Annotated in this window: 1 protein-coding gene and 1 pseudogene; one reads left to right on the top strand and one right to left on the bottom strand. The window is 59.7% G+C overall.

Translation table 11 applies throughout. From position 1 onward, the window contains the following. The coding region (locus AC1D01_RS37505; RefSeq protein WP_477875006.1) for a hypothetical protein at nt 1-374 on the top strand (374 nt) is incomplete at its 5' end. A gap of 127 nt (nt 375-501) precedes the next feature. On the opposite strand, the pseudogene AC1D01_RS37500 reads toward AC1D01_RS37505, so the two are convergent. Next, nucleotides 502-688: pseudogene (locus tag AC1D01_RS37500) on the bottom strand (IS256 family transposase); the annotation flags it as partial.

The raw sequence follows: 688 nt of genomic DNA, 5'->3' as shown, positions 1-688 counted from the left end.
ATCTATACCGCGGCGGGCTTCTGGACATCAAGTATTTTCAGAACGAGATCACAAACGCGACTTTCCGGCTGATGGCGTTGGAGGCGGCATTCGTGAAGGCGGATACGGCAACCATCAAGCGGCTTTGCGAAGATATGTCGAAGACCGAACGAAACATCGTGCTCAAGAAGGGCGACGTGCCATACGATCTCCGTCAGACGGAACTCCTGATGGAGCAGGAGAGAAGCATGGTCTCAACGCTGGAGCGGCTCATCAACTTGAGGTCGTCGACAACAGGGGGTGGCGGTCAGGGTAAGAGGCAACACAACGGACGGGCACGATCGTCGCGCGGGAAGAGCGCTGGTCGACTTGACAAAGCCCCGTCGGAGACGTGAACGGGGCGCGCGCACTTGGTGGAGGGCTCTATGGGACGTTGGGGCTAAGCGGCTAACCGATAGGTGGGGGCTGTCAGGATTTCTGTGTGCGAGGCGGTTGAGATGAATTGGCTATTGGCCGACTCGCTTATCGACTGCCGTGCGCCGGCAGTGTGAATCGCTCTTCGTAGACCACAGCGAATTGGTTCATCGCGGGGCGCCACTCCTTGGCTGCGCGTCCCCAGTCAGCCGTGATGTTGCGCAGTGCCAGCCAGATCAGCTTGGTGGCCGCGTCGTCGCTGGGGAAGTGCCCGCGCGTCTTGATGATCTTGCGC

The sequence above is a fragment of the Rhizobacter sp. P3_B12 genome (assembly GCF_056402895.1).
This window is presented reverse-complemented; position numbering and strand designations above follow the sequence as displayed.